Origin of the sequence: Altericista sp. CCNU0014, from assembly GCF_044923475.1 — a bacterium.
Lineage (GTDB): Bacteria > Cyanobacteriota > Cyanobacteriia > Thermosynechococcales > Thermosynechococcaceae > JAAURS01.
In genome coordinates, this window is record NZ_CP137338.1 from 2,961,577 (window position 1) to 2,987,339 (window position 25,763).

A 25,763-nucleotide genomic window follows, 5' to 3' on the forward strand; every position below is an offset into this window, starting at 1 on the left:
GCAAGGTCTCGCGCTCCCCTCAAGCGGGGATCTCTACTTTTTGGACTTGCCCCAGTGCGAAGGTTTGGTGAATGGCCTGAAGCGCGTCAACGCCTTGAGACTTGCTCACCACGCAACTCACTCGAATTTCAGACGTCGCAATCATCTGAATGTTAATGTTGCGGTTGGCTAAAGCCTCAAACATCTGCGCGGCGACGCCGGGGCGACCCAGCATCCCCATGCCCACAATGCTGACCTTTGCAATGTCGGAATCGGCAGCCACTTCAGCGCCGCCTAACTCTTTGCTAATGTCTTCCAGGAGCGTCCGAGCGATCGCGAGGTCGATTTGCGGGACGGTGAAGGCAATATCGCGGGTGATGACGCCGTGGGTAGAGCGCGATCGCTGGGATTGAATGATCATATCCACGCTGATATTGGCTGCTGCGAGCTTCTGAAAGATATGGGCCGCCATGCCGGGACGATCCGTCACGTTGCGGATGGCCAGTCTTGCCTGCTTGAGGTCTAGGGCGACGCCGCGCACTGCTGGCCAGTTGGGATCGATGGCGGTCTGGGCGGGAGAACTGTCTACCTCAAACTGGGCGCAGAGTGTCGCGATCGCCAGGTCGCAGTCTTGTTTGGCGATCGTACAGCTCACATTCACTTCCGAAGTGGAAATCATTTGGAGGTTGATGTTGGCATCTGCCAAGGTGCGAAACATCTGGGCCGCAATCCCCGGTCGCCCGATCATGCCAGCGCCCACAATGCTGATTTTGGCAATCTCTCGGTCTACCATGACTTCGGTTTGGTCTAAACTGTCACCCCGCTGTTGCTGCAGCATGGGGCCAAAGGCCGTGGAAACCGCCTCGGCCCGAGGGAGGGAAGCGCGATCGACGGTAAATGCAATATCGTTGGTATTGCCATCGTGGATGGACTGGATGATGAGGTCGACGTTCACCTGCTGCCGTGCCAGCACCCCAAACAAATGGGCTGCAATCCCAGGCCGATCTTCTACCCGCAGTAGCGCCACTTTTGCCTGGTCTAGATCGAAGCGCACGCCATCCACGGGACGCCCTAGTTCCAAATTTTGCAGCGAACGGGGCGCGATACCGGGAGCGATCACCTTAGTGCCGGGTTCGTCGCTCCAGCTCGACCGCACCACCATTTGAACGCCATAATTGCGGGCAATTTCTACGGCGCGGGGATGCAGCACCTTAGCCCCTAGGCTGGCCAGCTCCAGCATTTCATCGCAGGTGATTTCTGCGAGCAAGCTGGCGGTTTCCACGAGGCGGGGATCCGTCGTCAACACCCCAGGGACGTCGGTATAAATTTCGCAGAGGTCTGCCTGAAGCGCTGCCGCCAACGCGACCGCAGAGGTATCGGACCCGCCTCGCCCCAGCGTTGTGACTTCTAAGTCAGCGGTATTGGTGATGCCTTGGAATCCGGCAACCACCACGACCTTGCCTTCGGCCAAGTGACGCTTCATCCGTTCGGTTGCGATGTCTAAAATGCGGGCGCGCGTGTGGGCTGGTTCCGTCACAATTCCCACCTGCGCTCCCGTCAGAGAAATAGCGGGTTGTCCTAAGTGTTGCAATGCCATGCTCAAAAGGGCAATGGTTACCTGTTCCCCGGTCGAGAGCAGCATGTCCATTTCGCGGCGGGATGGATTTTCGGAGACTTCATGGGCTAATTGCACTAGGCCATCGGTGGTTTTGGCCATGGCAGACACCACGACGACCAGGGCGTTGCCCGCATCCACCGAGGCTTTAACGCGCTCGGCTACGGCTTTGATGCGCTCCGCCGAGCCAACGGAGGTGCCACCGTATTTCTGAACGATGAGTGCCATGCCAATTTACCTAGGGGCTGAATAAACGATCTGCTGGGCCATCTGAATCGCCTCGGCGGCGGTGGCGATGGTTCCTTCGGCGCGGGCCAATTCCAGCGCGGCCAGAAGTTGTCCGACCAAAGGTCCTGGAGATAAGGATAGGGCACTCATCAGCGCTTGCCCAGAGACCAGCGGCGCGGGATGGGCGATCGCGCTTTCGGGATTCAGATATTCATCGACCAACGGCGCGACATCGGCCAACGGAATGCCAGCCGCGATCGCCACCACTGCCACCGACGGGAATGCTTCCCGTACGGCCCGGAACAGCAGATACTGTCGCGCGCGGCTCAGGGGGCCTTGGCTCAAATCCTGCCGGAGCTGGCTGAGTCCTTGGAGCACCGTCAGCACCAAATTGATTTCTGCTTTGCTGTATTTCATGGCTTGAAGCGTTTGCTTCGCAATTTGGGGATCGGGATGCACCAGCCCCACTAACTTCCCGGTCGCGAATAACGTGCGCCGCACTCCCTCGCCGCTCTTGGGGCGATCGCTGAGGGTGCGGTGCAGCAGTGCTTCTAGCTGGGGCCAACGAGCCGTGACTTCCGCTTCTGCCCGATCCATCCGCTCGATCGACGCAAGACCCTCGGTGGTTGCGTCGGGAAACGACGAATGGAGCAGCCCGTCTTGCCAAAGCTCCGTCAGCCACCGCGTCCCCTTAGCGTGGCTCAATAAATAGCTCAGTTCTACCCGAATCCGCTCGGCAGCCACCTTAGACAGCAGCGGCGCTAAAGCGTGAAGCTGAAGCCGCGTTTCGGGGTCTACCATAAAATTGAGCTGTGCTGCTTGACGGTAGGCTCGCAGCAATCGCAGCGGATCGTCTTTCAGATTCTCGACGGAAACCATTTGCAGCGTTCGCTTTTCCAGGTCTTTACGTCCGCCCAAGGGATCGACGAGGGTCTGAGTGTGGGGAGAATAGGCGATCGCATTCACCGTAAAATCCCGACGCTCTAGGTCTTCCAGCAAACTGTCTCCCACCTGGAGCGCAAAGTCTGCCGTGGCGTTATCGAACACCACCCGCGCGATCTGGCGTTCCGCATCCAGCACCACAAACCCCGCACCGTAGTGCCGGGCGATCGCCTGCGCTGTCTGAATGGGATCTTGAGGCATCACAAAGTCTAAGTCTAGATAGGGCGACGCGTACTCTAGTAAGGCATCGCGCACGCACCCCCCCACCAAATAAGCCGTAGCGGGAATCCAATCCAAACTAAACGGCCAGTATTGGGGAGATAAAGCCGAAGACTGCAATAGCGGAGATTTAAGTAACAAAGAATTCATGCGTTGCTAAAGTAACAAGGCGACCGCAGGGTTTAGAAACACCCTACCCAACAGTACGCCTGTTCTCTAACAAATGGGCGAGGAGAGACTCGAACTCTCACGACCGAAGTCGCCACATTTTGAGTGTGGTGCGTCTACCATTCCGCCACTCGCCCTTGAATGAGGCTCTCCTATCTTATATCAGACCGCCCGCTGAAACAACAAGTTTGCAATCCGACTCGGCCTCTTTTTAACGGATAGTCCAGAATTTGGATGAACGGGATTCAATGTGAAAGAGATTTGTGTGGCTGACAATGATTATGAGGGACCGTTGAATCGGCTCACCAGCGAGCGATCGCAGTTTCAGGGATGGGGCTGGGCGATCTTCGCTCTCATTTCAGTCTGGATATTATCAGGCTACTGCGATCGCTTCTAGAATACGAGCAATCATTCATACTCTATCCGGCGAGCATCGCAGCTTGCAGTAAAAAAATGACCCAGGTTGTAATGATTGGGGCTGGCCCGACGGGATTGACTTTAGCGATGCTGTTGGCAAAGCGCGGCATTGCCGTCAAATTAATTGAAGCCTCGCGCAGCTTTCGGCGGATCTTTCGCGGCGAGGGGTTGATGCCCAGCGGTCTGGCGGCGATCGCGCAAATGGGGCTGTCGGATGCGATTGAACAAATTCCGCACCGTGCCATCGATGCGTGGGAGTTCTATATCGAAAATCGTCCGATTTTTCGGGTCGATGAACCGATGGAATCTGAGGGGCCGCCCTGTACGCTAATTTCGCAGCCTGCTTTTCTTGAGGCTGTGCTGGAGCAAGCGAATGAGTGTAAGAGTTTTGAATTGATTCAAGGCAATGCGGTTCAGGATTTATTGTGGCAAGGCGATCGCGTATCGGGAGTAAAGTTAGGCGATGGACGTGCGATCGCAGCAGATCTGGTCATCGGGGCCGATGGGCGCAATTCGGTCGTGCGTCAACGGGCAAATTTAGCCCTCGATCGAGAGGCTCAGAGTTTCGATGTTCTATGGTTTAAGCTTCCGACTAGTCCGCAATTTGCCAAGGAAAATGTATTTTATGCAATCTTGAAAGGAAAGGAAGGATTTGGCGCATTCCAGAGTTCGGAAGGTAACTTTCAGGTGGGCTGGTCGCTGCATAAGGACGATCCGCTCGACTGGCAACAGATTGATTGGGCGGGAAAATTAGCCTCAACTTCCCCCGATTGGTTAGCGGCCCATTTTCGCCAACAGAAAGACGCCATCGAACGACCGCTATTGCTCTCGGTCGTTGTCGGTCGCTGTCCCCAGTGGCACGTCCCCGGATTGCTGCTGTTGGGCGATGCCGCGCATCCGATGTCGCCGATTCGCGCTCAGGGTATCAATATGGCATTGCGAGATGCGATCGTGGCTGCTAATCATCTTGTCCCGCTGTTGCAGCAGTCTAATTGGGCTGCAATTGATGCTGTTCTGCCCCGGATTCAGGCAGAACGCGAACCGGAAATTATTCAAACCCAAAAACTGCAACAAGCAGAAGTTGCTCAAGGCGAACTCATACGAAATGTTCCGCTTTTGCGCCATGCCGTCAGCCGCCTTGCGCCTTTCATTCGGAGCAGGGTTCGTCAGTCTTGGCTGGAGCGCCAACTGAAGCTGCGCCAGGGGTTTGCCCAGGTTGTTTTAAAGGTTTGAAACGAAGTATTCGAGTGACATAGCAGATACTGCAACTACAAATAAAGGAGTATGATTTAATCTGGTAAACCCCCAGCTCTGCTGGGGGACTCGTAAAGTTTGACAATTCCGGGAGTCTGAAGAAAGAGTCTCATAAGCGTGAGCCAAAGTTGGGTTTATGCAAAGGAGACTCATGAAAGACATAGGCAGTTTAAGCCATACGAAATGGGAGTGCAAATACCATGTTGTATTCATTCCCAAATATCGGCGCAAGGCACTGTATTTGGAGTTGCGGCAATATCTAGGGAAGATCTTCCATGACTTGGTGCGGCGACAGGAGTGTCGGATCGAGGAGGGCATTTGTGTGTAGATCGTGTTCATATGCTGATCTCGATTCCACCGAAGTATTCGATTTCCCATGTGGTGGGGTTCCTTAAGGGGAAAAGTGCGATTGCGATTGCGCGAACATACTTGGGGCGACGACAAAACTTCAGCGGCCAGAGCTTCTGGGCCAGAGGGTACTACGTTTCGACGGTGGGACGAGATGAGGCAGTGGTACGATTGTACATTCAAAATCAAGAACAGGAGGATCAGCGATTGGAACAGCTCAAACTGTGGCAAGAGTAGAAGATTAGAGGGAAGAAAGCCGCTTTGAGCGGCTCTCATATGCTAAAGCCTCCGGCTCTGCCGGAGGATATTTACTGTCGTCATATTGCTCTACGCAATAGTTGAATCGTCACTAGGCGATCGCGATCTTGCTTCGCATAACGTTCGTGCTCACTGGACGCACAGGAGTTATAACTATTTCTGGTGTACAGCGAAGGAGACAAAAAAAGGCGTATCCTTCTGGACAAGCAAAAATACCAGAATAGAGATACACCATGACTCAAGATAATCTAATCGAGTTCAAAACACCAGAGTCTCAGGAATGCTTTAGCGATGCGCTCAGTGACTTGGTGCGCCAAGGTGCGCGTCAAATCATTGCACAGGCGGTAGAGGCCGAACTGAGCGAGTTTCTAGGTCAATATCAGGGCTTAAAAGACGACAACGGTCGTCAGGTGGTGGTACGAAATGGATACTTACCGGCCCGGACGATCGCCACTGGGATTGGCGAGGTCGCAGTGCAGGTACCGAAAGTGCGAGACCGCAGCGGCAGCGGTATCAAGTTCAACTCCCTGCTGTTACCGCCCTATCTAAAACGCAGTCGCAGTGTGGAGGAAGTCTTGCCTTGGCTGTATCTCAAAGGGATTTCGACAGGCGACTTTAGCGAAGCCCTATCGGCGTTGTTAGGTCAACAGGCAAAGGGCTTATCCGCCGCGACCATCAGTCGGCTCAAGGCAAAGTGGCAGCAGGAGCAGCAGGTCTGGCAAGGACGTTCCTTGCGCGCCAAGCGCTACATCTATGTGTGGGCGGACGGCATTTACTTCAATATTCGAGAAGAGGAGCGTCAGTGCATTCTGGTCATGATTGGCGTCACCGATACGGGTTACAAGGAGTTGTTGGGGATGGCCGCAGGCTACCGAGAATCGGAGTTGAGTTGGAAGGCATTGATGCTCCAGCTCAAAGACCAAGGGTTACAGTATGACCCACTGCTGGCCATTGGCGATGGCGCATTGGGTTTCTGGAAGGCACTCCCTCAGGTCTGGTCGACAACCCAGAAACAGCGCTGCTGGGTGCATAAGACGGCCAATGTGCTCAATAAGCTGCCCCAAAAGTTACAACCCAATGCCAAATCAGCGCTTTGGGAGATCTTTCGACTAGAACAGAAACACACTGATTTGAACGAGCAACAGAAGGCTGCCTAATTTTGTCCCATACACCAGACTTGACTATACCTCTCTGTGCGGTTGACATTGGATATGCTCCTTGTAGATAAACCGTTACCAATCGTCGCGATCTCCAATTGTGGGATGAGCAAAGCTGATTCATCGTTACGTTGCTTTTAGGCTGCTTGCTAGCGTGCAATCGATCATTTCAGTCGCAGTACAGACTTCACTGCATTGGGAGTGCATTAGACTTGTTGGGTAATAAGCTCGAAAAATCTTTAAGATCGCTTCTGATAAGCATTTCAGCGATTTTTGATCAAAATCCTTGAAACACAGTCAATGTAAGCATTTCAGCAATTTTTCTCGTTATTTCCCAACAGGTCTAGTATTAGCTGGCTCTAAATTGATTTGTCAGAAAGCGGATCTAATACTTACCAACAGCGATCGGCAACTCATTCTCAATCGCTTGCAGCCGTCGAGAAAAATTATCCAAAATTTCCTGGCGAACTTCATCAGTTTGTTGGACGGGGGCATAAACGATATGAGGGGCAAGAACATCAAAACCAGTAAACTGAAAGATGCCACGTTGGATAGGGCGCAGGATAGCCTGGATATCGCCATTGAAGCCATCCTTGAGATAATGCTTCTTTGTTCCGCCTAGCGTCAACGAAAGCATTGCTTTCTTGCCTTGAAAACGTCCTGTTTCATAAATATACCCGCTACCGTACACCCGCCCCATTGCGAAGACGCGATCGACCCATCCCTTCAAAACGGCGGGCACACTAAACCACCATAAAGGAAACTGCCAAATCATCAAATCACACTATTCTAGTTTTTGGAGTTCAACTTCAAGCTCTGGGACAAACCCTTCAACTTCAGTTGCGTACATTTCTTCAATCTGCTGTTTGAAGTAGTTAGGATCTTTCGTTGAGGTGAAGTTGCGACGATCGGATACGGGGTCAAACTTCACAGCATAAAGATCGGTACACTGTACATCATGTCCAAGCTTTTGAAGTGTGTCGATCGCCCTCTGAAACAATGCTCCATTGAAGCTTTTTGGTTCTGGATGGGCAAAAACAATCAAAACCTTCACGGTGCTTCTCCTGGCTTTATCAGAGTAGTTCTTAGATTTAGTAGTAGGGTGGGCATCACCCACCATTTTGTAAAACCCTTCACAGTAAGGTTTTGTGGGCAGTGCCCACCCTACTGGCTTTGAGTTCACTCGATCGCGCGATCGATCAGTGCGTTTGAGGGCAAGCTCGGATCGAGTGCCTTACGCACACTTTCAACACCTGCAACGGGTAACGTACCAGGATCGAGCAAGCCGAGTTGAACTAATACACTCGCCTGATCCCAGTAGAGGTGTTCATGGGCGACCTTGCCATCCCGAAATCGAATAATGGCAACCACTGGTACTTCAACTCGTTTCCCGGTCGGAGCAACACCGGGTAGCATCCAGTCCATCTGAATCGTATGAGTGAACTTACCCACCATTTCATCGACTAGTTGATCCGTCCCGATCGTGCGCGAAGTTGGAACTAGCTCGAAGTCTGGCGGGATCTGTGGAATGAAGTATTTGGAATAAAACTCACCCACTTCTGGTTTTCCGACTCCTCCGGTCATAACCGGAATGTGGTTCACGTAAGCATCTTCAACCATCGTCGCGAGAGCATCTTCAGTGCTGTGAGTGCCAAACTCGGACTGTATATGTGCTTCCCAGACTGCTTGCAAGGCTCCCTCGGCAGGTGTCAGGTTAGGGGTTGCATGTCGATTGTCTGCTTGATTTACAGTTTGTTTCGTGACCATGTTAATGTAGTCTCCTGATTGGTAGTGTTGACTGTATTGTCTATGCTGGCTTTGTCTACAGCTTACTGAGTTCCAATGCGCCTAAATGTCGTTCCATGAGGAACTCCTATTGCTATTCTCGGTTTGTTGGATCGACAGACAGATAAATGTTGCTAGTCGCGCCCTGCCACAATAATCTTTTCGGCTAAGGATCGAGGATTAAATAACCTCCAGAATATAGGAAGCGTGATAGCTTGAAGATCCTTTCCTTATCTGTTTTTAGATGAATCCCTACCCCTTCGCTATTGAGCAGCAAATGCAACGGCTTTACAAGTCCTTAAATCAAAAGGATCGTCGTCGTTATGGGGCCATCGAAGCTGCGAAACTGGGATGGGGTGGAATATCGTACATTAGCGCTCTGTTTGGGTGTGATTATTACACGATTCGATTGGGGCTATCAGAGTTAGATGATTTAGTGGCCATGAATCAGGCGGGGATTCGGGCAAAAGGCGGGGGACGCAAATCAGCCTTTGAGACCGTCGAGGGACTGGATGAAGTCTTTATTGAGGGGCTAGAGGCGCACACCGCAGGGTCGCCGATGGATGAGGGGCAGAAATGGACAAATCTCAAGCGTCAAGAGATTGCTCAGTTGATCGAAGTTGACGGAAAAGCCATCAGCGTTACCCTCGTTGACCAATTGCTTAAAAAGCATCATTATCGCAAACGCAAAGCTCAGAAACGACTGTCTACAGGAGAAACCGCCCATCGTAACGAACAGTTTGAAAACATCAGGAATCTTAGAAAAACCTATCAAGACTCAGGTCATCCGGTTTTAAGCATGGACACTAAAAAAAAGAGTTGATTGGACTCCTGTATCGAGAGGGTCGTTTGTATACCCAACAAGAGATTCAGGTGCTTGACCATGATTGGCCATCCCTGGCAGAGGGGGTTGCCATTCCCCATGGACTATACGACTTAGACCTGAACATCGGCTATGTGCAGATTGGGGTCAGTCATGACACGGGAGAGTTTGCCTGTGACTCGATTCGCTACTGGTGGAATCATTACGGTTCCATGGAGTATCCGAAGGCCAGTTCTATTTTGATCCTCTGTGATGGAGGCGGGTCTAACAGTTCACGCCACTATCTGTTTAAGCAAGATTTACAGACATTGGTCAATGAATTGGGGATTGAGATTCGCATTGCCCACTATCCACCGTATACCTCAAAACACAATCCCATTGAGCATCGTCTGTTCCCTCATCTGACACGGGTGTGTGAAGGTGTCATTTTTGAGTCGGTGGAAACTGTTAAAGATTTGATGGGTAAAGCCAAGACGAAAACGGGTCTGAAGGTCTTGGCGACGGTATTAGATAAGGTGTATCAAACGGGGCGAAAAGTCACCCAGGCGTTTAAGGAATCAATGGAAATCGTTTTTGATGCTTACCTGCCAAAATGGAATTACACCGCCAAGCCTCAAAAAGCTTAATTCTGGAGGTTATTTAATCCACGATCCTAAGTGAGTATCGCCACTGGTTGCTTTGACTTCAAACACGCCATCGCCTACTTCCAGAATCGAGACATCAAACGTACCGCCACCCAAGTCGAAGACAAGAATAGTTTCATTACTTTGCTTGTCTAACCCGTAGGCAAGTGCGGCGGCAGTTGGTTCGTTAATAATGCGAAGGATCTCCAATCCGGCAATGCGTCCTGCATCCTTCGTTGCTTGACGTTGCGAGTCATTGAAGTATGCCGGAACGGTGACGACCGCCTGCGTTACCTTTTCGTCTAGATACTTACTAGCATCGTCGGCCAGCTTCCTCAATACCTGAGCAGAAATTTCCTCTGGAGCAAACTGTTTACCCGTTGCAGGGCAATTCAGTTTCACATTGCCGCCATCCTGCACAACTTTGTAGGAAATTTGGGTCGCTTCGTGGGTAATCTCGTCATACTTCCGCCCAATAAAGCGCTTGACAGAGTAAAAGGTGTTTTCTGGGTTCATGACACCCTGGCGCTTAGCGATTTGTCCGACCAGTTTATCGCCGTTTTTTGCATAGGCAACGACAGATGGAGTAGTGCGATTGCCTTCTGCATTGGCAATTACAAGCGGTTGCCCACCTTCTATTACCGCAACGCAAGAATTTGTAGTTCCTAAATCGATACCAACAACTTTTGCCATTGCAATTCCCTCCTAACTATTCAAGCCAAGTTTGGATAAGTAGATGAGGAATGGGAGTGAGGATTAACCTATACCCCTCCAACCCATTCCCTCATCCAGGAATTAACCGATATTGACTTTGACGACTTTATTTTTCTCATCTTCCGCTTTAGGAAGTTTCAGTTGCAGAATACCATCCTTGTATTCCGCTTTTACATCCGTATTTTGCACTCGTGCTGGAAGCGGAATCACTCGCTGGAATTGACCATAGCGGAATTCAGTCCGAGTCAAGCCGTTTTCCTCTGTTTTAGTTTCTTCTTTGCGTTCGCCGCTAATTGAAACGGCTTCGGCAGAAACCTGTACATCAATATCTTTTACATTCATCCCTGGAATTTCAAGTTTCAGATGAATTGCATCTGATGTTTCTTGCAGTTCTGCAGCGGGAGCAAACTCAGTTCCCAAACTATCTCCATTTGTTGTTGTGAGTCGATCGAACAAACGGTTTACATCTCGTTGTAGACGTTCAACTTCTGGAAATGGTTGCCAACGAATCAAAGCCATAATCATGCACCTCCAAATTGTGTTTAGTGGTTTAATTTCAAATTACCGAATTAGTAAAGAGTTGGGGGTTCGGTTTTCCTGAAACCCATAGTTCCTCCTTCCGTATCGAAACCTTATAATCAGTAACGAACCCAATTAAACGAACCCAATTATTCGTAAATTCAGATGAAGGAACGACTCAGGCTCTTAACTTGTTAGGCAGTCTGTAGTCGTGAAAAGTTAAGCCTTTTCGAAAAAGGCTCGTTTTGGCTCCCAGGTTAGCAGCGCACTAGAGCGAGCGAGGATACGATCGCCCCTCCATAAAGCGGGTGTCAGTCAGGAAAACTACACCGCTCGATGGGTAATTTCCGATCCAACATTCTCCTGATTAGAGAGTTTGCCCTGTTGTAACCAGTGACGTAGGGCTACGGGTGGCTGCGCCTGATTGAGGTGCGATCGCAGTTCCTCACCTTCTAGAATCTCTTTCTGCAACAGCGTCTGTGCTGTTTCCTCCAACAAGTCTCGATTCTGTTGGAGAATCTGCAATGCCATCTGGTGAGCACCATCGATAATCTCCTTCACCTGGCGATCGATCTCCTCCGCTACTTTAGGACTCACAGAACGACGAGGATTGCTGTAACCGTCCAAAAACTGCTGCTGCATCTTTTCAAAAGCGATCGGGCCGAGTTCTTTGCTCATGCCATAGAGGGTAACGGCACGCTCTGCTAGCTCCGTTGCCTTTTGAATATCATCACTGGCTCCTGTCGAAACTTCACCAAAGATTAGTTCTTCAGCCGAGCGTCCGCCTAAGAGCGTCGCAATCCGACCCCGCAGTTCGCTCTCAATCATTAAAAAGCGATCTTCTTCGGGTAACTGAACGGTATAGCCTAATGCACCAACCCCACGCGGCACGATTGAAATTTTTTCTACTTTCCCCGAACCGGGCATCAATGTACCGACAAGCGCATGTCCGACTTCATGATACGCAACGGTCTTCTTCTCAATTTCATTCAAGACACGAGACTTTTTCTCCAATCCAGCTACCACACGTTCAATTGCTTCATTAAAATCTGCCATTGTCACGGCATCACGATATTGACGCGCCGCCAGCAGTGCCGCTTCGTTGACCAAATTTGCCAGATCCGCACCCGCAAATCCAGGCGTCCGAATGGCGATCTTCTCTAGATCCACGTCCTCCCCTAATTTGACGTTGCGGGCATGAACTTGCAAAATGGCAGCTCGACCAATTTTGTCAGGGCGATCGACCATCACCTGTCGGTCAAACCGACCCGGACGCCGCAGCGCTGGATCTAGAATTTCAGGACGGTTTGTGGCAGCTAAGATAATCACCCCGGTATTGGCATCGAATCCGTCCATTTCGGTAAGCAATTGGTTGAGGGTCTGCTCCCGTTCGTCATTGCCGCCCACAAATGGACTATTGCCGCCACGAGATTTACCCAACGCATCCAATTCATCGATAAATACAATGCAGGGCGCTTGCTGCTTGGCTTGCTCGAACAAATCGCGGACTCGTGCTGCACCAACCCCAACAAAAAGTTCAATAAATTCCGAACCAGAAATACTGAAGAATGGAACGCCCGCTTCTCCGGCAACCGCTTTTGCCAGCAGCGTTTTTCCGGTTCCGGGCGGCCCTACAAGCAACACCCCTTTGGGAATTTTTGCCCCCAAACGAATATAGCGATCCGCGTTCTTGAGGAAGTCTACAATTTCCTGAAGTTCTGCCTTGGCTTCATCTACGCCTGCCACGTCCTCAAACTTCACACCTGTAACGCCTTCTGAATAAATGCGCGCTTTGCTCTTGCCGACCGTGAGGGCAGCAGGGCCGGCCCCTTGAGCGCGGTTGAATAGCCAGCCCCAAATGCCAAAGAACACCAATGGTGGCACGACCCAACTGAGAACTGTACCAATCCAGCCTGCATTGTTTGCGGGTGGAGCGGCAAACTCTACATTGTGTTCGCGCAGAATTTTAGGTAAGTCCAGATCCAGGGCAACGGGGGTTGTTTCCAAGACGATCGGAGCCTGGTTCTCCGCGTTTGGTTTGGGTTTTAGCATATACTGAATCCGATTGGGGCTGACGATCGCTCGCGCTACCTGCCCCGCTTCTACTTGTTCGACAAAGTTGCTATAGGGTACCTCTGGTGGACGAGGACGCAATGTTGGTAAGAGGATGAAATTCAATAGCAACAATGCCATGGTGAAAAGGATCAGGCTGTTACCGAACTGTTTAGGTTTTGGAGTCTTTTGAGAACGTTGAGTCTGAGTTTCAATCGGCATAGGATTCACCTCAAGCTGAGTACGCAGTCCTTCCAATCTGGATTGAAAACAACGAAACAAGCGAGACTCAAAGGGCTAGTATCAAGTTAGTCTGCCAACCCATAGTCAAGCTGCCCATCGTTAAGCTGTGTTGATGCAAAGCGAGATCGATCCAGCAAGACAAAGTAAACAAACAAGTCTAATTTTGAAGAATTGACCAATTAAGGTTTTAGCGATCCCTCTAATAGATTGCATAGATCGCGCCTAGGCTACACTTTATAGAATACAAAATTCCTTTAAGTCATTGGAGTTGGGAGAACCACCAAGGATCTTGTTCGGGAACTACGACTTCGGGCAGGACCAAAGTTACAGAATTTTTTGCTATTTATTTGAGTAGTGCAGCAATACGAAGTTTTAGCTTCCACTTCATTGTTGAGGTTAGGCACTTCGTGCTGTTGTTCGCTCGACATATACAATTCACAAATCTACAACCATTAGCAGCAAATCAAAGCAGAGGAGGCTAACTGTTATGAGAATCGTGCATTGGCAACCTTTTGACTTGGGTTGGCAGCCATTTGAGCGTATGGAATCACTGCGGCAGCAGCTCGATAAGGTGTTTGATGAGTTTACAGGGATGTCTGCTGAACGTGAAACCAACTGGCATCCTGCCATCGAACTAATGGATACCCCTGATAATCTGATGTTGCGCGTTCAGCTCCCTGGCATGGAGCGCAACCAGATTAATATTCAAGCAACTCGGGATGCAATTCTGATTGAAGGCGAACATCCCTATCCACAACAGTCTGAATCCCATCGGTGGCTTCGTTCTGAGTTTGCCTATGGTAAGTTCCGTCGACTAATTGCCTTACCCGCTGCGATTGAGGCTGAGCAGATACACGCAGAGTTTAAGGATGGTATTCTAACGCTAACCCTGCCTAAAACTGAGCAAGAGCGTCGTCGGGTAGTTAAGGTGAACTTAGGCGAACTCGCAAATTCCACCTCAACAGCCACTTTAGAGGCAGCGAGTGAAACTATGCCTAATGGTGGCAATCACAGCAGCTAATCTGTTAGCGAAGGCTCTTCATGGTTATTGGGGAGCCTTTCCTTTGGGCATTGTCTTTACATTTCGTTAGGGGCGCAGGGGCGCAAAACCTTGCTATCCATAGAGATATTGCATTGAATCCAAATTCGATCTACACCAGACCCCACAAGCATCTGGACTTGCTGTTTCAGACTGCTGCTTGAGCTTCCCGCCGCGATGCTTATTTTTGGACATCTAATCACCGCATTATCAGCAGTTGTGTTTGCAGTGCGAAGGCAGAGGTCACAGCACTTACCCTATGCAATGCAGCTGACAAGTGCTTCCAAACTAAGATCTTCTTTTGCTCCGAGACAAACCCTTGTTGCGCGTCGTTGAGGCTCGCCCTACGCTTTCAAGCCTGTCGAAGAGCCACACCAAACCCAAATCCATCATTGCGACCTTTGGAACAACGGCGTTGAGTCGAGAACACCCCAGCGAAAGAGGCGCTTCTGTTCCCACGACCCCGAAGCGCTGTGCATGCATGGCGACGAAATGCCTTGGCAGCGCTGAGATTAGATCGGTTTCGGCAAGAATTGCGAGTGCAAACATGAAGTTCGGGACTGTTAGCGCGATTCGGCGTTTAAGGCCCTGCTCCGCAAGAATGCGATCGACGAAGCCAAAGGGGTCGCCTGCTTGCGAAACCACGAGATGCTGCATCTCGCAATAGCGTTCGAGGGTCGGATCGGCTGCGAACGGATGTCCGGCGCGTGCTGCGACGACAAATTCCTCCTCATAAAGGGTTTTCGCAAGGAACCTCGCAGCGATGTCGTCTGTTGGCAGAATTGCAATGTCCATCACGCGCGCATCAAGGTCGGTGAAGGCTGTCCGCCATGCGCGATCGGGTGAGGATTCCCCTGCCGTTGGCAGCAATTGGCGTACACCCAAGTCTATTCCAGGCGCGACTTTGTTCAGTTCGGCGAGCAGCGGCGTCAGGAATACGGCTGAAACGCCATCGGGTGCTCCGATCGTAAAGCGGCGCGAGGATGTGACCGGATCGAACGGTTCGGCGATCGACATGACGCTTTTTACGCGCGCCAGAATGTCGGCGATCGGAGCAGCCAGTTCCGTTGCGCGCGCCGTTGGGACGACTCCCTTAGGCGTTCTCAGGAATAGCGGATCGTTGAAAAGCCGTCGCAGGCGGCCAAGACCGTGACTGACTGCCGATGGCGACAGATGCAGTTGCTCGGCTGTGCGTCCGACGTTGCGCTCCGCCATGACGACGTCGAACAGAACCAGCAGATTGAGGTCAGCACGAGAGAGATCAATTTCATTCAGCATATTGCTGAAATTATATCACTTGATTCAGCAAGTTGGAAGTGTTAGTTTCGGATCGGACAAAGCAGAATCACGCTGCTTCGTAAGCCTGCACTCTCGATAGGAACAATCTCAAATGTCCACATCACGACGTAACATTCTCGTTGCAGCCAGCACTGGTCTTGCTGCTTTCAAAATCGCCAGCGGAACGGCCTATGCTGGTTCGAATTCCGATCGCGAAACGACCGTTGCGGAACTCATCCAGCGATCTGCGGACTCAAACGCCGCGTTGATGCGCGGAGATATCGACACCTACCGAACCTCGATCGCTTATACCGACGACTTCACGCTAATGTCGCCGTTCGGCGGAACACCTTCGCGCGGTTCGGAGTACACGCCCGAACGCATGGAGGCAATGGGGCGATTCTTCAAGAATGGTGGTGTCTTCAAGCAGGAAGTGGTTCAGTCTTATGCTTCGGCTGACATGGTCGTCCTCGCGATCGTCGAACGCCAGAACGTCGAGGTTGGAGGGCTACCTGCCCAGGAATGGCCCTTGCGAGTCACTCTAGTCTATCGCCGAGAAGGGTCCGAATGGCGGCTGGCCCATCGGCATGCAGACCCCCTCGTCAGGGGCATCAGCCTAGAGCAGGCGGCTGCACTAGCGCGAGGTGACACAGGTCGGACGCTTACAACCCCCACGGGGCAGCTCTAAATGAAACCAGTTATTTGGATGCTGCTGACCATACCTTGATACCTGCTCCGGCAAAACTAATGCCGAAGGTTACCCCAGATATGACAAACAATAGGCTAAGACCTGGTATGAAATACCCAATGAATCCTACGATCGTTGAAATTACCCAAAAGATCGGTATCCAGCGGGGGAGCTTTCTTGCTATCCAAGAGCCAACTGCTAACAAGCTCAGACCTGCTGTAAATATCGAAGCTCCGATCGCGTACAAACTGACGCCAGCTATTGCTCCAGTCCGTATGATTGCAATGCCAATGATAGCGAGTAGAAATCCCAAAAATCCCCACAATCTAGCTTCCTGATGCTGAAATCCGTAAATGCCAATCATTCCAAATAGGATGAAGATATCCGTTAGGAGGTAAAGTATGGCGACAATAGGAGCATCGCTGGAGACAAACGAATTTACTCCGCGTAGGATTCCGGCAAGGATTGCTGCGAGTCCGCCTAAGCGAATGAGATTTATGCTAGACATTTAGGCGACGATGAATGACCTGCATTTGAGCATAATCAGAGTAAAACTGAATACATTGCTCAATATCTGTAACGGGGAGCGCTACGTGAGTTAGCCCAACATCAATCATCGCAGTCTGCCTCGTGCTTTGCTTATGAATGATAGTTATCTCCAAACGCTTGTGCAACTTTTTTGAGCAGTCTAACGGTCTTGGTCAGCAGCGGCAGATTAGCTTTGCATCACCATCAGGATCTCAATACCGTCCGCTGCACCAGGGTTGTAGACAGGTCACGATCGCCCTACTTGCAGCTAAGTAAGGCGATCGCATCCCCGACGAGCTTAAACAGACTGATGGAAATGTTTGCTGGGCCGCGATCGCGAACCCGATCTGTACAGGGAAAGCCGACCAACTTGGCGCTAAAGTTGGCTCTAAAGATCGAGGCCGGACAGAACCTCGTACCAACTGTTTTACCCCGTGCGGATGGGCTCGATGTTCAACTCCTGTCGCCAAATGTCGAGCGGCTTGCCTAGCCCTTCCTCCCAGCGGACACCCATCAACGGCTGCTCGATCTGTTCAGCCATGTCCCAACCCGCGCGCACCGAGTGGATTTGTTTGCCCCAGCCTTCCACGCGCAACATGCTCAACGCGATCGCCCCGAGATCGATCGTCAACAATCTCTCCTCAGTCCCTAACCTCCTCTCGATTCGCGCTAGAGATTCAGGGTAATCAGGAAAAGGACAAAGGCGCTGCCTGACGCCCATCCGCGAACGAGGTTAAGAACATACCATTGCTGCCGTGCCGCTTGCCAGTCTGGCGGAGGGCTTTGCACCGTCCAGCCTAAAATTTGGTCATAAAGTGGTTCATTGAAAAAGCGAGAGACCCAAAACATGCCCACAAAAAAGATCGTGAGTCCGATGGATGCCAATCCAAACGCACGCCAGTTTGAAGATTGATAGAAGCCAAACAATGCAGGGATAGGAGCAAAGATTGAGATCAGCATCAGGGCGATATTGAGGGGCGATCGCCGTGCTACCTTGAGAAAACGCTGCATCAGTTCAGCATACTCGGTTGCCGACAATCGATCCAGTAATGGCTGGAAGATAAACAGCATCGTCAATACCAGTCCGGTGAACAAGCCCGTTGAAACGATTGCAATGCCAAGCGAGATCTGAACTAAAAACATAGTTTTCTCCTCAGTTGTTGGCAAAAAGGGATGAATTGAACTGTCTGGCTAAAATAATTGCAGTCGCGCAAAGAAATAAGATAATTTTTCTTGAGAGCGTTTCAATCTGCTAGAAAACTCAATCATTCTCAACACAACTTTGTACTTCTGCTAAACCCCGCATCTTAGCCCGCATGAGTTGCGCTGCGGAGCGATCGATTCCCATCCCGTAACGCCATTCGCCATTGAGATAGAGCCAAGTTGGCACCTGACGAACGAAATCGCGATCGCCCTCGATACAAACTGCCCCTTGCTTGGAAGCAACATTCAGATCGGTATATCCCATCCATACGTGGGTAAAAGCACTGAGATCTGCCGAGATTACAATATTCACCTCAAACCCCGGATCTTTTTGGCACACATCCACCTCGCCATCTTCGATCGCCATCCACCAACTGCGATGCGTTTTACTCCCTCTCCTCAAACCTCGAAAATCGAACTGGAGTACAATTTTTTGCGCGGGTACCGACTCAAGGTTTACCCGTCGCCTCATGCCCCACATCAATAAGGCATCGTCCAAGTCCTCTGGGTCGATTTGCTCGCTGCCCCATTGCTGCGCCCAAACGCCCATCGCCTCAATCAGCGGTCGCAACGCCTCGCCTGCCGCCGTTAAAACGTACTCGTATCCCTTCCCCGTTTCCTTCTCATAGCTGATGACAATACCCGCTTTCTCCAACTCCTTGAGTCGTTGTGCCAAGAGCGCGCGCGACATGAGCGGTACGCCACGACTGATGTCATTAAACAAGCGATTGCCGTACAGCATTTCTCTCAGCACCAAAGGGTTCCAGCGATCGCCAATGACTTCCGCCGCCTTTGCCACCGGACAAAATTGCCCATACCCCTTTCTCATAAAGCTTCGATCGAGGGCGAACATCAGGTTCAGATATTGAACTTGTATCACCTTGTTTGACAAATCACAATAAAAGCATCGCAAGATTTAAAGGAACACGATTATGTTGGAACTACAGACTCCACTCGCGATGCACCAGCAAACCACGGATTGGTCTTCCCTGGCAGAATCTTTAGGAAAACAGTTCGCAGCAAGCGAGACGGATGCGGACGAATCAGACTTATTTGTGGCCGATAACATTGCCAAATTGAAATCGGCTGGATTGATAGCTGCGGGGGTGCCGCTCGAACTGGGCGGCGGCGGAGCCAGCTATACCGATCTCTGCACCGTTCTGCGCATCTTAGGACGCCATTGCAGCTCGACGGCGCTGGCATTTTCCATGCACGTCCATCAGGTCGCGATCCCTGCTTGGCGCTGGCGCAATCAGAACGCACCCGTGGATGGATTGCTCCGACGAGTCGCAGCGGAGCAGTCGATCCTGCTCAGCAGTGGCGGATCGGACTGGTTGCAGAGCAGTGGCATTGCAGTAAAATCGGAAGGCGGATTTCTGGTTACAGCGCGTAAAGTATTTGCGAGCGGCGCGCCTGCTGCGAATTTATTGATGACCAGTGCGATTTATGAAGACCCAGAACTGGGGCCTACGGTATTGCATTTTGCGGTTCCCATGAATGCCCAGGGCGTCGCGATCGAACCCACCTGGCAATCTATGGGAATGCGGGGAACGGGTTCCCACGATGTCGTCCTCTCAAATGTTTTTGTCCCGGATGCTGCTATTACGCTACGGCGAGAGCAAGGGAAGTGGCATTTTATATTTCATCTAATCTCGATGGTGGCGATTCCGTTGATTTATTCCGTTTACGTCGGCATTGCAGAAGCAGCCCGAGATCGCGCCGTTCGACTGGTCGCGAATCACCGCACCGACGAACATTTATGCTATCGGGTGGGAGGTCTAGACAATAAATTGATGGCTGCTCAGTTGGCGCTTCAGCATATGATTTCAACGGCAGTCGCGAGTCAACCGAGCTTTGAAACCACGAATCAAATTATGACTGGACGGGCGCTCGCGGCCAAAGCGGTGCTCAACGTCGCTGATTTGGCAATGGACATTGCGGGGGGAAGTGCATTCTATCGCAAGTTGGGTTTGGAGAAATTGTTCCGCGACCTGCAAGGAGCGCGCTATCACCCATTGCGGGAGGAGGCTCAGCGCAAGCTATCGGGCCAACTGGCACTGGGGTGGGATATGTCTTCTTTGTAGGATATTGTTTTAAGACAAGATCGATTGGATCGAGCGTTGGATAGGGTGCTTGCGAATTCATGAATTTTCCTGATTTTGACCAATTTGCACAGCTGGCTCGGGGCGGCAACTTTATCCCGGTGTATCGCGAGTGGGTAGCCGATCTCGATACGCCTGTCTCGGCTTGGTACCGAGTCTGCGCGGGGCAACCCTATAGCTTTTTGCTAGAGTCCGTCGAAGGGGGCGAGCATATCGGTCGCTACAGCTTTTTGGGCTGCGATCCGCTGTGGGTGCTGGAGTCGCGGGGCGATCGCACCACTCAAACCCATCGCAACGGCACTGTTGAGACCTTTACGGGCAATCCTTTTGAGGTTCTAGCAGACTGCCTGAAACCCTACCATCCGGTCAAACTGCCTCAACTGCCGGCGGGGATTGGCGGGCTGTTTGGGTTTTGGGGCTACGAATTAATTCGCTGGATCGAACCGCGCGTGCCCGTGCATCCGCCCGCCCCGGAAGATTTACCGGACGGGCTATGGATGCAGGTGGATAATTTACTGATTTTTGACCAGGTGAAGCGCAAAACCTACGTGATTGCCTATGCCGATCTGCGGGAAGAAGCCGACCTCAAGCAAGCCTATGCAAAAGTCTGCGATCGCATCGATGTCCTCGTCCAACGGCTCAAGCACCCGCTCAATCGCACGCTGATCGAACTCACCAGCCAACCGAATGCTGTTTCCAGCCAACCCGTCGCTTTTAAAAGCAGCGTTTCCCAAGCGCAGTTTTGCGCCAACGTCGTCAAAGCCAAGGACTATATCAAAGCCGGAGATATTTTTCAGGTCGTGCTGTCCCAACGGCTGTCGGTGCCCTATGAAGGCGATCCGTTCATGCTGTATCGATCGCTGCGGCTGATCAATCCCTCGCCCTACATGTCTTTCATGAACTTCAAAGATTGGCAGCTCATCGGATCTAGTCCAGAAGTAATGGTCAAAGCCGAGCGGCAGGTGGATCCAGATGCGCCCTTGCTGGCAACCGTGCGGCCCATTGCAGGCACCCGTCCTCGCGGTAAGACCTTTGCCGAAGACCAAGCCTACGAAAAAGATCTGCTGCGAGATCCTAAGGAAGTTGCAGAACACGTCATGCTGGTGGACCTGGGCCGCAATGACCTAGGGCGGGTCTGCATTAACGGCAGCGTCCAGGTGGAACCAGAGGCGCTGATGGTCATCGAGCGCTACTCTCACGTCATGCATATCGTCAGCAACGTGATTGGAGAATTGGCTCCTGGCAAAACTGCCTGGGATTTACTCAAAGCCTGCTTCCCCGCCGGGACGGTCAGCGGCGCGCCCAAGATCCGGGCCATGGAAATTATCCACGAACTGGAAGGCTGTCGCCGAGGGCCTTATTCTGGCGTATACGGCTACTACGATTTTGAAGGTCAACTCAACTCCGCCATTACCATTCGCACGATGATCGTGCAAAAGGATGGCGAGAACCATTGCGTGAGCGTTCAGGCAGGGGCTGGGTTAGTGGCAGACTCGGTACCCGAGTTGGAGTATGAAGAAACGCTCAATAAGGCGAGAGGGCTATTAGAAGCGATTCGGTTTTTAGCGCTTTCTTGAGTTACAAAAGGTATTGTAAGGCGGCGATCGCCACTTTACGACAATGCAATTTCCATTGCAGAAACTTGACCTGTTATCTCGTGCAGAAAAGTTTGCTAGGACAAAATATATTTGTTTTAACTGTCAAAGGATTTCGAGTTAACTTACTGCTAAAGGAATATTGCTCAAAAATAGAGGTTAATGCTCTAAGCGATTGACTTCATCCTGAATTTCATCGGTGCGGTTTTTCACCGCTTTAAATAAAGCGACTTCGCTAATCCGAACATCAAACAAGATGGGAACGCCATCTTCTTCTAAACAGATTTTGCGAGTCTCTGGATTGTACGCGTAGATAATCAGTTCCTCGATCGTGGATTTTGAGGACGAGGGTTCGTCGGGCAGGCGATCGGCCTTTGTTTTGATCCGAGCGGCGATGATTCCATGGGTAAATTCTTCAAGGTAACTCGAACGGATTTGGATGGGTTGTTTCAACTGTACGATGTCGCCACGTCGCATAATTCAATATTTCAGCTAAAGTGCTTTCTTCCTTTAGAATACAGGATACAGGCCGGTTGCATTTTGCCAACCTAAAAATGTTTGAGTTTTAACCGAGAAACTCCTGTAGAGCGGGCAAAAAATTACGATTTTCGTGACTGGATCGACTGAGCTTAATGAGTGCGAAGCGCTGAATTGGCTTTAAAGTTTTCCACTGTTCGAGACTCAGCGATGCCCCCACGGAATCAGCTTTTTCCCGAACCGATAGGGGAATACTATTGGCATCGAGCCAAGCAGGATGTTCGTCTATAGGTAGCTCAGATGCCGGGGTCTGGGCGTACAGCAAGACTAAGTTCGACACGTACTTTCGATAGTTCGCAATATCTTCTGTCGTTTCGCACGGAAGACAGACGAGTTGTTGCCGATCGACCTCTGTAAACCGATGCCAGTGCTCTAGCTTGAGCTTAATACCGCAGGTATCGAGGTTAAAGCGGACTATCATCGGGATACAGCGTAAAGACTCGACAAAGTCGGATTCAAATTGAAAAAATACAGAAGCATTGGAAGTCATTCTTCTCGGGGTTTATCTTCAAAAACACTTAAGCATAATGCGATTCAGATCGAAATAGCGCGTGATGGATACTCTCCATCGCGGTTTTGCCCCAAAACATTCGAGGTTATTTCTCCATCCATCAGTTTGGTCAATGCTTTCGCATCCCAACTCAATCCTACGCGATCGCCGATCGACCCGCGCGATCGTTTAGGGTTGAATCTCCTCGATCGTCGATGCAGTTTGCTACAGCGAGATTTCCCGAACGACTGCTGAAGGTAGTCGTTCGCAACTCGTCTCTACTACTGTGAAGGTAGAGCAACTCATTCCTTACCACCATGCAACATCGGCAAAAAACGATCGCCCTAGCCTGGGTTTTCCTGTCTACAGGCATTGGCCCTCAGGTGGCTTGGGGTATTTCCGGGCAAACGATTCGCAGCGATCGCGGCATGGTGACCTCAGCCTATCCCCTGGCCAGCGATGTCGGGTTGTCGATTCTCAGGAAAGGTGGAAATGCGGTAGACGCAGCCGTTGCCACGACCTTGGCCGTTTCTGTCGTAGAACCCTTCTCTGCGGGCATCGGTGGCGGTGGCTTTTTACTGCTCCGGCAAGCTGCAACAGGCGACCTTAAAGCGCTCGACTTTCGCGAGAAAGCACCCCTCAAAGCCACCGCGACGATGTATCTAGACGCTCAGGGCAAGGTGCGGCCCAATGCCAGCACCGATGGATTTCTATCCGTTGGGGTTCCGGGCACGATCGCCGGACTGAGCGAAGTGCAGCAGCGTTACGGTCGCTTACCTTGGTCAACAGTCGTAGCGCCTGCTGTTGGGTTGGCAGAACGGGGGTTTATCGTCAGCAATCGCCTCGCTCAAGCCACCCGAGACCGTCTCCCGATGCTCGATCGCAACCCCGCAGCGCGAACTATTTTTACCCGTAACGGCCAGCCCTTTAACCCTGGCGATCGTCTCACTCAAAAAGATTTAGGGCGCACGCTAAGGATTATTGCCAAAAACCCGCAGGATTTTTATACCGGAGAGATCGCCAGTGCCATTACCCGCGATATGCAGCGCAATGGTGGATTAGTAACCCTAGAAGACCTAAAAACTTACAAACCCACTTGGCGATCGCCGGTCTGCGGCTCCTTCAAACAAATGCAAGTGTGCTCCATGCCGCCGCCCTCCTCTGGGGGAGTGCACCTGATTCAGCTTTTAAATCTCTGGAGCGGTTCTAAGTTGGAGTCTCAGCCCCGGCACAGCCCCGACGCGCTCCACTTTATGGCAGAGTCCATGAAAATTGCCTACGCCGATCGCGCGATCCACCTGGGCGATCCGGGTTTTGTGCGAGTGCCCGTGGCCGCCTTGATCGACCCCGCCTATGCAGCCCAACGCAGCCGCGAAATTTCTATGGGTCGGGCGCGGGCCGCGGCTGAGGTCAAAGCCAGCTCGCCAGAATTCCTGCGGAGATTTTCGAAAAAAACTGAATCGACCGAAACCAGCCACTTATCCGTGGTGGACCCAGATCGAAATGCCGTCAGCCTCACGTTTACGGTGAACTTGAACTTCGGTGCTGGCGTCGTTGCGGCTGGCACTGGTATTTTGCTCAACAATGAGATGGACGATTTTGCCATTGCCCCTAATACGCCCAATGCCTTTGGATTAGTCGGCCAGCAAGCCAACGCGATCGCCCCTGGCAAAATTCCGCTCTCTAGCATGACGCCAACCATCGTGACGGAGGGCGGGCAGTTCAAGCTCGCAGTCGGTTCGCCGGGGGGCAGCACGATTATCACGACGGTGTTTCAGATCTTGCTCAACAGCTTGGTCTACAAAATGGATGCAGGACAGGCTGTCTCTGCACCCCGCATCCACAATCAATGGCTCCCCGATCGGCTTCGGGTCGAAAAAGATGGGTTCGATCCGAGTGTTCTAAAAGCGCTTCAGGCAAAGGGGCAGGTTGTAGAGGAGCGATCGCCTTGGGGGAATGCAAATTTAATTCTCGTCAAACCAGATAACACCCTCGAAGGCGCTGCCGATCCTCGCGGCGAGGGGAGTGCCGTCGGATATTGAGACAGCTTAACCATAAAATGGGGCGGCAGACTTTGTGATTGAGGTCTTGGATCTGGATATATTCACTTGTTGGAAGAATTCAGTAGCTAACTGACTGAAGCGATCGATTGTGGATAACTTTAGGGCACCTTATAACTAGATAAAAAAATTTTGCAAAGATAATATGGCACATTCAATAGATGTCAAGGTTCTCGCTGGTGATTTACTACAGGGAAAACAGAGAATATTATTGAATTCAATCAAAAGTGCTGAATTACAAACTGAAGATAAGCTTAAGAAGTTAGCTGGCAGCGCTGGCTGGAGTTTCGCGGGCGCACTCGTAGGTGGATTGCTGACAGGTGGCATTGGATTAGCTGTAGGTGGCTTGGCTGGAATTTTATCAGGCGGAAACAAGACTGAAGTCTGTTTTTCATGTGAATTAGAGGATGGACAAAGGTTTCTTGCTATAACGAGCAAGAAGACTTGGCAAAGCATCTTAGCAGCTAAATTTGTAAAAGATCAGGTACAAATATCGATCCAATCTCAACAAATAAGCGACCCTCAAGTTAAAGATCAAGTTGAAAGTCGAGTTAATGAACTGGAATTACCTATAGAAAATAAAGTTGTAAATAAAGTAGGAAGTGATCAATCTCAAAATATTAAAAAAATTGAATGGCCAAGAAACATGAGACCTATACATAAGTTCATGATCGGATTGTCGGGGCTTTGTATTATAGCTTTTTTTGTGTTTCCAAAAGAAAGTTATTCAACTAAGCCTTTGGTAGATGAAAAGCAGACGTTTGAAGAACTATATGTACAATACTATATTACCTGTACAAATCTACAAAGAAAAGATCTTGATCAATGCATATCTGAAAGACTTAATAATCATACTTGGGAAGAACGACGTTAAAATAAAACGGTTTTTCTGATTTTCC

21 protein-coding genes, 1 tRNA gene and 5 pseudogenes are annotated in these 25,763 nt (G+C 50.9%); 12 read left to right on the forward strand and 15 right to left on the reverse strand.

Annotated elements, in window-relative coordinates; translation table 11 throughout:
- Positions 1–19 precede the first annotated feature (19 nt).
- The 3 genes from R6H26_RS14340 to R6H26_RS14350 all read right to left on the reverse strand — a co-directional run bounded on the left by R6H26_RS14340 (position 20) and on the right by R6H26_RS14350 (position 3,288).
- On the reverse strand, positions 20–1,822 hold the full coding sequence (locus R6H26_RS14340) for an aspartate kinase (protein WP_404783197.1): 1,803 nt from the start codon (positions 1,820–1,822) through the stop codon (positions 20–22).
- A 6-nt stretch (positions 1,823–1,828) separates the two neighbouring features.
- A complete protein-coding gene (locus R6H26_RS14345; protein WP_404783198.1) occupies positions 1,829–3,133 on the reverse strand; it encodes a CCA tRNA nucleotidyltransferase in 1,305 nt (434 codons plus the stop codon).
- Positions 3,134–3,207: 74 nt separating this feature from the next.
- Positions 3,208–3,288 (reverse strand) — tRNA-Leu (locus tag R6H26_RS14350).
- A 128-nt stretch (positions 3,289–3,416) separates the two neighbouring features.
- Here R6H26_RS14350 and R6H26_RS14355 point away from each other — a divergent pair.
- The 4 genes and pseudogenes from R6H26_RS14355 to R6H26_RS14370 form a co-directional block, all read left to right on the forward strand.
- The gene (locus R6H26_RS14355) at positions 3,417–3,548 is read left to right on the forward strand and encodes a hypothetical protein (protein WP_404783200.1); all 132 of its coding nucleotides are present in this window, start codon (positions 3,417–3,419) and stop codon (positions 3,546–3,548) included.
- Positions 3,549–3,604: 56 nt separating this feature from the next.
- Positions 3,605–4,801, forward strand: coding sequence for an FAD-dependent monooxygenase (locus tag R6H26_RS14360; RefSeq protein ID WP_404783202.1), 1,197 nt, complete (start codon positions 3,605–3,607; stop codon positions 4,799–4,801).
- Between the two features lie 172 nt (positions 4,802–4,973).
- Positions 4,974–5,407, forward strand: a pseudogene (tnpA, locus tag R6H26_RS14365) (IS200/IS605 family transposase).
- 254 nt (positions 5,408–5,661) lie between these two features.
- Positions 5,662–6,543: pseudogene (locus tag R6H26_RS14370) on the forward strand (IS256 family transposase); the annotation flags it as partial.
- Between the two features lie 427 nt (positions 6,544–6,970).
- On the opposite strand, the pseudogene R6H26_RS14375 reads toward R6H26_RS14370, so the two are convergent.
- Positions 6,971–7,705: pseudogene (locus R6H26_RS14375) on the reverse strand (NAD(P)H-dependent oxidoreductase).
- A gap of 59 nt (positions 7,706–7,764) precedes the next feature.
- A complete protein-coding gene (locus tag R6H26_RS14380) occupies positions 7,765–8,352 on the reverse strand; it encodes an ester cyclase (RefSeq protein ID WP_404783203.1) in 588 nt (195 codons plus the stop codon).
- A gap of 577 nt (positions 8,353–8,929) precedes the next feature.
- Here R6H26_RS14380 and R6H26_RS14385 point away from each other — a divergent pair.
- Positions 8,930–9,819: pseudogene (locus R6H26_RS14385) on the forward strand (ISAzo13 family transposase).
- Between the two features lie 24 nt (positions 9,820–9,843).
- Here the strand turns inward: R6H26_RS14385 and R6H26_RS14390 are convergent.
- The 3 genes and pseudogenes from R6H26_RS14390 to ftsH all read right to left on the reverse strand — a co-directional run.
- Positions 9,844–10,509 (reverse strand): annotated as a pseudogene (locus R6H26_RS14390) (Hsp70 family protein); the annotation flags it as partial.
- Between the two features lie 102 nt (positions 10,510–10,611).
- Complete coding sequence (locus tag R6H26_RS14395; protein WP_404783205.1) at positions 10,612–11,049, reverse strand: Hsp20/alpha crystallin family protein; 438 nt, start codon at positions 11,047–11,049, stop codon at positions 10,612–10,614.
- 324 nt (positions 11,050–11,373) lie between these two features.
- On the reverse strand, positions 11,374–13,323 hold the full coding sequence (gene ftsH, locus R6H26_RS14400) for an ATP-dependent zinc metalloprotease FtsH (RefSeq protein WP_404783207.1): 1,950 nt from the start codon (positions 13,321–13,323) through the stop codon (positions 11,374–11,376).
- 508 nt (positions 13,324–13,831) lie between these two features.
- On the opposite strand from ftsH, the gene R6H26_RS14405 reads away from it, so the two are divergent.
- The gene (locus R6H26_RS14405) at positions 13,832–14,365 is read left to right on the forward strand and encodes an Hsp20/alpha crystallin family protein (protein WP_404783209.1); all 534 of its coding nucleotides are present in this window, start codon (positions 13,832–13,834) and stop codon (positions 14,363–14,365) included.
- Positions 14,366–14,671: 306 nt separating this feature from the next.
- Here R6H26_RS14405 and R6H26_RS14410 read toward each other — a convergent pair whose 3' ends face one another.
- Positions 14,672–15,661, reverse strand: a complete 990-nt coding sequence (locus R6H26_RS14410) for a LysR family transcriptional regulator (RefSeq protein WP_404783211.1) — start codon at positions 15,659–15,661, stop codon at positions 14,672–14,674.
- A gap of 112 nt (positions 15,662–15,773) precedes the next feature.
- On the opposite strand from R6H26_RS14410, the gene R6H26_RS14415 reads away from it, so the two are divergent.
- The gene (locus tag R6H26_RS14415; RefSeq protein WP_404783212.1) at positions 15,774–16,349 is read left to right on the forward strand and encodes a YybH family protein; all 576 of its coding nucleotides are present in this window, start codon (positions 15,774–15,776) and stop codon (positions 16,347–16,349) included.
- A 10-nt stretch (positions 16,350–16,359) separates the two neighbouring features.
- On the opposite strand, the gene R6H26_RS14420 is transcribed toward R6H26_RS14415, so the two are convergent.
- The 4 genes from R6H26_RS14420 to R6H26_RS14435 all read right to left on the reverse strand — a co-directional run bounded on the left by R6H26_RS14420 (position 16,360) and on the right by R6H26_RS14435 (position 18,960).
- A complete protein-coding gene (locus tag R6H26_RS14420) occupies positions 16,360–16,857 on the reverse strand; it encodes a hypothetical protein (protein ID WP_404783214.1) in 498 nt (165 codons plus the stop codon).
- A gap of 447 nt (positions 16,858–17,304) precedes the next feature.
- Positions 17,305–17,508, reverse strand: coding sequence for a hypothetical protein (locus R6H26_RS14425; RefSeq protein ID WP_404783216.1), 204 nt, complete (start codon positions 17,506–17,508; stop codon positions 17,305–17,307).
- 38 nt (positions 17,509–17,546) lie between these two features.
- On the reverse strand, positions 17,547–18,020 hold the full coding sequence (locus R6H26_RS14430) for an anthrone oxygenase family protein (protein ID WP_404783218.1): 474 nt from the start codon (positions 18,018–18,020) through the stop codon (positions 17,547–17,549).
- A gap of 118 nt (positions 18,021–18,138) precedes the next feature.
- Complete coding sequence (locus R6H26_RS14435; protein WP_404783219.1) at positions 18,139–18,960, reverse strand: winged helix-turn-helix transcriptional regulator; 822 nt, start codon at positions 18,958–18,960, stop codon at positions 18,139–18,141.
- Between the two features lie 52 nt (positions 18,961–19,012).
- On the opposite strand from R6H26_RS14435, the gene R6H26_RS14440 reads away from it, so the two are divergent.
- A complete protein-coding gene (locus R6H26_RS14440; protein ID WP_404783221.1) occupies positions 19,013–20,164 on the forward strand; it encodes an acyl-CoA dehydrogenase family protein in 1,152 nt (383 codons plus the stop codon).
- A gap of 59 nt (positions 20,165–20,223) precedes the next feature.
- Positions 20,224–21,759 carry an anthranilate synthase component I family protein gene (locus tag R6H26_RS14445; RefSeq protein ID WP_404783223.1) on the forward strand — a complete coding sequence of 512 codons (1,536 nt, stop codon included), beginning with the start codon at positions 20,224–20,226 and terminating at the stop codon, positions 21,757–21,759.
- A 177-nt stretch (positions 21,760–21,936) separates the two neighbouring features.
- Here the strand turns inward: R6H26_RS14445 and R6H26_RS14450 are convergent, their stop codons facing one another.
- Complete coding sequence (locus tag R6H26_RS14450) at positions 21,937–22,254, reverse strand: hypothetical protein (RefSeq protein ID WP_404783225.1); 318 nt, start codon at positions 22,252–22,254, stop codon at positions 21,937–21,939.
- An 88-nt stretch (positions 22,255–22,342) separates the two neighbouring features.
- Positions 22,343–22,804: a nitrate reductase associated protein gene (locus R6H26_RS14455; RefSeq protein WP_404783227.1), complete on the reverse strand. Its 462-nt coding sequence runs from the start codon at positions 22,802–22,804 to the stop codon at positions 22,343–22,345.
- 86 nt (positions 22,805–22,890) lie between these two features.
- On the opposite strand from R6H26_RS14455, the gene R6H26_RS14460 reads away from it, so the two are divergent.
- The 3 genes from R6H26_RS14460 to R6H26_RS14470 all read left to right on the forward strand — a co-directional run bounded on the left by R6H26_RS14460 (position 22,891) and on the right by R6H26_RS14470 (position 25,738).
- Entirely contained in the window at positions 22,891–23,094 is a 204-nt protein-coding gene (locus R6H26_RS14460) for a hypothetical protein (protein WP_404783229.1), read from the forward strand.
- A 27-nt stretch (positions 23,095–23,121) separates the two neighbouring features.
- Positions 23,122–24,846: a gamma-glutamyltransferase gene (gene ggt, locus R6H26_RS14465; protein ID WP_404783231.1), complete on the forward strand. Its 1,725-nt coding sequence runs from the start codon at positions 23,122–23,124 to the stop codon at positions 24,844–24,846.
- A gap of 163 nt (positions 24,847–25,009) precedes the next feature.
- Positions 25,010–25,738 (forward strand): hypothetical protein, encoded by a 729-nt coding sequence (locus R6H26_RS14470; RefSeq protein ID WP_404783232.1) that lies wholly within the window; start codon positions 25,010–25,012, stop codon positions 25,736–25,738.
- Positions 25,739–25,763 lie beyond the last annotated feature (25 nt).

Bases quoted from the DNA above. Each gene is read 5' to 3' on its own strand.
- ggt (WP_404783231.1), top strand. From the start codon at position 23,122: ATGCAACATCGGCAAAAAACGATCGCCCTAGCCTGGGTTTTCCTGTCT.
- R6H26_RS14470 (WP_404783232.1), top strand. From the start codon at position 25,010: ATGGCACATTCAATAGATGTCAAGGTTCTCGCTGGTGATTTACTACAG.
- ftsH (WP_404783207.1), bottom strand. From the start codon at position 13,323: ATGCCGATTGAAACTCAGACTCAACGTTCTCAAAAGACTCCAAAACCT.
- R6H26_RS14420 (WP_404783214.1), bottom strand. From the start codon at position 16,857: ATGTCTAGCATAAATCTCATTCGCTTAGGCGGACTCGCAGCAATCCTT.
- R6H26_RS14405 (WP_404783209.1), top strand. From the start codon at position 13,832: ATGAGAATCGTGCATTGGCAACCTTTTGACTTGGGTTGGCAGCCATTT.
- R6H26_RS14415 (WP_404783212.1), top strand. From the start codon at position 15,774: ATGTCCACATCACGACGTAACATTCTCGTTGCAGCCAGCACTGGTCTT.
- R6H26_RS14430 (WP_404783218.1), bottom strand. From the start codon at position 18,020: ATGTTTTTAGTTCAGATCTCGCTTGGCATTGCAATCGTTTCAACGGGC.
- R6H26_RS14340 (WP_404783197.1), bottom strand. From the start codon at position 1,822: ATGGCACTCATCGTTCAGAAATACGGTGGCACCTCCGTTGGCTCGGCG.
- R6H26_RS14450 (WP_404783225.1), bottom strand. From the start codon at position 22,254: ATGCGACGTGGCGACATCGTACAGTTGAAACAACCCATCCAAATCCGT.
- R6H26_RS14455 (WP_404783227.1), bottom strand. From the start codon at position 22,804: ATGACTTCCAATGCTTCTGTATTTTTTCAATTTGAATCCGACTTTGTC.
- R6H26_RS14440 (WP_404783221.1), top strand. From the start codon at position 19,013: ATGTTGGAACTACAGACTCCACTCGCGATGCACCAGCAAACCACGGAT.
- R6H26_RS14380 (WP_404783203.1), bottom strand. From the start codon at position 8,352: ATGGTCACGAAACAAACTGTAAATCAAGCAGACAATCGACATGCAACC.
- R6H26_RS14410 (WP_404783211.1), bottom strand. From the start codon at position 15,661: ATGCTGAATGAAATTGATCTCTCTCGTGCTGACCTCAATCTGCTGGTT.
- R6H26_RS14345 (WP_404783198.1), bottom strand. From the start codon at position 3,133: ATGAATTCTTTGTTACTTAAATCTCCGCTATTGCAGTCTTCGGCTTTA.
- R6H26_RS14395 (WP_404783205.1), bottom strand. From the start codon at position 11,049: ATGGCTTTGATTCGTTGGCAACCATTTCCAGAAGTTGAACGTCTACAA.
- R6H26_RS14445 (WP_404783223.1), top strand. From the start codon at position 20,224: ATGAATTTTCCTGATTTTGACCAATTTGCACAGCTGGCTCGGGGCGGC.
- R6H26_RS14360 (WP_404783202.1), top strand. From the start codon at position 3,605: ATGACCCAGGTTGTAATGATTGGGGCTGGCCCGACGGGATTGACTTTA.